This window comes from Butyricicoccus sp., assembly GCF_050872565.1.
Lineage (GTDB): Bacteria > Bacillota > Clostridia > Oscillospirales > Butyricicoccaceae > Butyricicoccus_A.
The window spans coordinates 1-3,645 of sequence record NZ_JBNMHC010000227.1; the positions used below are offsets into that span (position 1 = coordinate 1).

Consider the following 3,645-nt stretch of genomic DNA (forward strand, 5'->3'; position numbering starts at 1 on the left):
ATGAAAAATCGGTGGTTTCCACGCAGAATATTGTAAATGGATTACCATGTTCTGTCAAGATTGGCACAAAAAATATCCCGACCTGCTTTGCGGATCGGGATATTTGTCTTTGTGCTTAGTTGTTGCGGTCTCCGAACAGGCGGAGCAGGTACAGGAACAAATTAATGAAGTCCAAGTACAGCTGCAATGCCGAAATAATCGATGCCTTTTGCAGCAGCTCCGGATTGCTGGAATAATATGCGTAGTTTCTGCGAATCATCTGCGTGTCATAAGCGGTAAAGCCGAGAAATACGACGATGCCGACCAGACACAGACCGGTGTTCATGCCAGGGATGAAGAGGGACAGGATCATCATGATGATGAGTGCCACCAGACCAAACATCAGAACCGGCCCGATGCGGGTTAAATCTGCCTTGGTCACATAACCGTAAATTGCCATGACGCCGAAATACAGAGAAGTCATCGCAAAGACGATAATCAGTGATTCCAGACTATAGACTGCCAAAATCGTGCTGAACGTCACGGCGTTGAGCAGTGCATAGACAAAGAACAACATGCGAGCGGTTGCAACCGGAACCTTGTGAATGCGGGCAGAGAGGTAAATGACCACGCCCAGTTCAATCAGTGCCAGCACAAACGGCAGCAGACCGTTCAGAGCAGTGCACAGCGGAATATAAAATCCGGTAAAGTAGATTGCCGCAGCAGCGACAAAGGTTGTCAAAAGTCCAAGGAACATCCAGCCGTATGTTTTGGCTGTGTAGGAGGCGATGGAGTCGCGGCTTTCGCCGAACGACGAATAGTCATAGCCCTGATTCATATGGACCCTCCTTTCCCAATCATCTGTTTTGATGTGTTGTATATTATACTGCATTTGGCAAGAAATGTACAGAAAGTTCGTGAAACAATTCTGTATACTTTTTGTGAACAAAGGTTTACAATAAAGGACAGGATTTGTGTGTATAGAAACAGGTATCCAATCGGTGTGACAGAAGGTGAGTGCTGCACAATGAAAAACAGAACAATGGACGCCAAGCGCATCGTGAGCCGATACGGTTCCCTGCGCACGCTGCTCGTCGTGGAAGGCTTGCTTGTCGGACTATTTGCCGGCTTGGTCACATCCTTGTATCGCTATCTGCTCGACCGCGCGGATGATATTCGCAATGCGGCTATCAGCTTTTGCAGCGGAAATCCGCTGCGTATGCTGGGATGGTTCGGTGTGCTGGTCGTACTGGCTGTGCTGGTGACCGCATTGCTCAAATGGGAACCCATGATTTCCGGCTCCGGTATTCCGCAGGTGGAAGCGGAACTGATGGGATATATCCGCCCCTGCTGGTGGCGTGTGATTTTGGGCAAGGTTGCGGCTGGCTTTTTGTGTATTGTCGGCGGTTTGTCGCTCGGCAGAGAAGGCCCGTCGGTCCAGCTCGGCGGCATGGCGGGTAAGGGTATCTCTCGCGGACTCAAACGATTTCGCTTAGAAGAGCATTTTCTCATTACCTGCGGTGCATCTGCCGGACTTTCTGCGGCATTTAATGCGCCGCTTGCCGGTGTCATGTTCGCATTGGAGGAAATTCATAAGAATTTCTCTGCGATGGTGCTGCTGTCATGTATGGCGGCGTCTCTCATGGCGGACTATATTTCCAGCGGTTTGTTTGGCATGGAGCCGGTATTTACCTTTCAGTTTGCCGGTATGATTCCCTTGCGCGGCTATGCGTATATTTTGATTCTCGGCGTGCTGTGCGGCGTGCTCGGCGCGGTACATAATGCAGGAATGCTTGGGGCACAGACGCTGTATAAAAAGCTGGGCTTTTTGCCGCAGGTGTGCCGGATTTTTATTCCGTTTTTCATTGCCGGTGTGCTCGGCTTTATTATGCCGGAGCTGCTCGGCGGCGGCCATCATATGGTGTCCATGCTGTATGTCGAAAATCCGCAGTTTGGCCTGCTCGTCACGATTGTCATCGTGAAGTTTTTGTTTTCTGCCGCCAGCTTTGGCTCGTCTGCACCGGGCGGTACATTGGTGCCGCTGCTCGTGCTCGGTGCCTTTATCGGCGGAGCCTATGGCAGTGCGGTTGTCGATTGGTTCGGCTTTGACTGCGATTTTGCGACCAATTTGGTTATCATTGCGATGGCAGCGTTTTTTGCGGCCATTGTCCGCGCACCGGTGACGGGCATTGTTTTGATTTCCGAGCTGACCGGCAGCTTTTCGCATTTGCTGTCGCTGTCTACAGCGGCGCTTGTCGCGTATGTTGTCGCAGAGGCATTGCGCAGCAAGCCGTTCTTTGAACATTTGACCGAGCGATTCTTAGAAGGTCAAAAGGGAAAAGACATTGTCAAGGGAACCGGAAACAAGAAATCCATCATTACTTCTGTCATTGAAGAGGGAAGTGAAGCGGATAACTGCATGATTCAGGATCTTGGCTTGCCGTCGTCGTGCTTGGTTGTATCGGTAACCCGCGGCGCAGAGGAATTGATTCCGCGCGGCAAATTGAAGCTGAAAGCGGGCGACACGCTGGCAACTATGGTCAGCGAACGCGATTTGGCGGCGATGGAATCCGTACTCAAACACAAAGTGACCTTTGAGGAGACTTGATATGCATGTAACACATTCGTTTGGGGCATGGTTTGACGCACAGTCCCGCGTGCTGATCTTGGGCACGATGCCCTCTCCTAAGTCGCGGGAAGCTGGATTTTATTATGCGCATCCGCAAAATCGCTTCTGGCGGGTTCTGCCGATGCTGTACGGAGAACAACCGCTTGTCGGGGATATTCCCAAGCAAAAAGACTTCCTCACACGGCATCACATTGCCTTATGGGATGTCTTAGATAGCTGCGATATAGAGGGCGCATCCGATGCGTCTATCCGCAATCCGGTTCCCAATCGGATGCGTGATATTCTTGACCATGCGCCGATTACTGCGATTTTCTGCACGGGACAAAAGGCGGGAGCTCTGTTCAAACGCTATTGTCAAAAGGACTGCGGTATCCAAGCACAGGTGCTGCCGTCGACCTCTCCGGCCAATTGTGCTGTCAAGCTGGAACAGTTATTGGAATGTTATGCCATCATTCGACAACTTACAGAATAGGAGAAACAACACAGATTTATGATTCATACGATTATTTGGGCGATTTATTTTATTTTGTATTTGATTATTGTGTCCCCGATCCGGGCGCATTATGCACATCAAATCAAAAAGGGCAATCGAGAAAAAGTACAAGCGGGCATTGATCGCATGGTACACAACTGGGCGCACCGCCTGTTATGGGCAGCCGGTGCAAAGGTCGTGGTAGACGGCAAAGAAAACATTCCGCAGGGAACCGCTGTGTTTGTTTCCAACCACCAGAGCGATTTTGATATTCCGGTTATTTTGGCGTATGTCGGTCAGCCGCGTGCGCTGATGGCAAAGGTTTCGCTGGCAAAAATTCCGGGTCTGCGTTCTTGGATGGATTTGCTGCAATGTGTGTATGTAGACCGCGAGGACGAGAAGCAGGCTGTGCGTGCACTGATGGATGCAACACGACTGGTCAAGAGCGGCGTTTCCATGACGATTTTCCCGGAGGGAACCCGCAGCAAGGGCGGCCCAGTCAAAGAATTTAAGGGCGGTGCCTTCCGTGCGGCAACCAGCGCAAAAGTGCCGGTTGTGCCGGTCA

Annotated in this window: 4 protein-coding genes; 3 read left to right on the forward strand and 1 reads right to left on the reverse strand. The window is 51.0% G+C overall.

The annotated features are described in order from the left end of the window. Window positions 1–115 precede the first annotated feature (115 nt). Window positions 116–817 (reverse strand): Bax inhibitor-1/YccA family protein, encoded by a 702-nt coding sequence (locus tag ACR0P9_RS09095; RefSeq protein ID WP_432619401.1) that lies wholly within the window; start codon window positions 815–817, stop codon window positions 116–118. 189 nt (window positions 818–1,006) lie between these two features. On the opposite strand from ACR0P9_RS09095, the gene ACR0P9_RS09100 reads away from it, so the two are divergent. The 3 genes from ACR0P9_RS09100 to ACR0P9_RS09110 form a co-directional block, all read left to right on the forward strand. Then, window positions 1,007–2,587 carry a ClC family H(+)/Cl(-) exchange transporter gene (locus ACR0P9_RS09100; RefSeq protein ID WP_432619403.1) on the forward strand — a complete coding sequence of 527 codons (1,581 nt, stop codon included), beginning with the start codon at window positions 1,007–1,009 and terminating at the stop codon, window positions 2,585–2,587. Window position 2,588: 1 nt separating this feature from the next. Next, on the forward strand, window positions 2,589–3,080 hold the full coding sequence (locus ACR0P9_RS09105; RefSeq protein ID WP_432619405.1) for a DNA-deoxyinosine glycosylase: 492 nt from the start codon (window positions 2,589–2,591) through the stop codon (window positions 3,078–3,080). Window positions 3,081–3,098: 18 nt separating this feature from the next. Next, on the forward strand, window positions 3,099–3,645 hold a 547-nt coding region (locus tag ACR0P9_RS09110; RefSeq protein ID WP_432619407.1), incomplete at its 3' end, for a lysophospholipid acyltransferase family protein.

Excerpts from the sequence above, each read along its gene's own strand:
- ACR0P9_RS09100 (WP_432619403.1), top strand. The coding sequence starts at position 1,007 with ATGAAAAACAGAACAATGGACGCCAAGCGCATCGTGAGCCGATACGGT.
- ACR0P9_RS09105 (WP_432619405.1), top strand. The coding sequence starts at position 2,589 with ATGCATGTAACACATTCGTTTGGGGCATGGTTTGACGCACAGTCCCGC.
- ACR0P9_RS09095 (WP_432619401.1), bottom strand. The coding sequence starts at position 817 with ATGAATCAGGGCTATGACTATTCGTCGTTCGGCGAAAGCCGCGACTCC.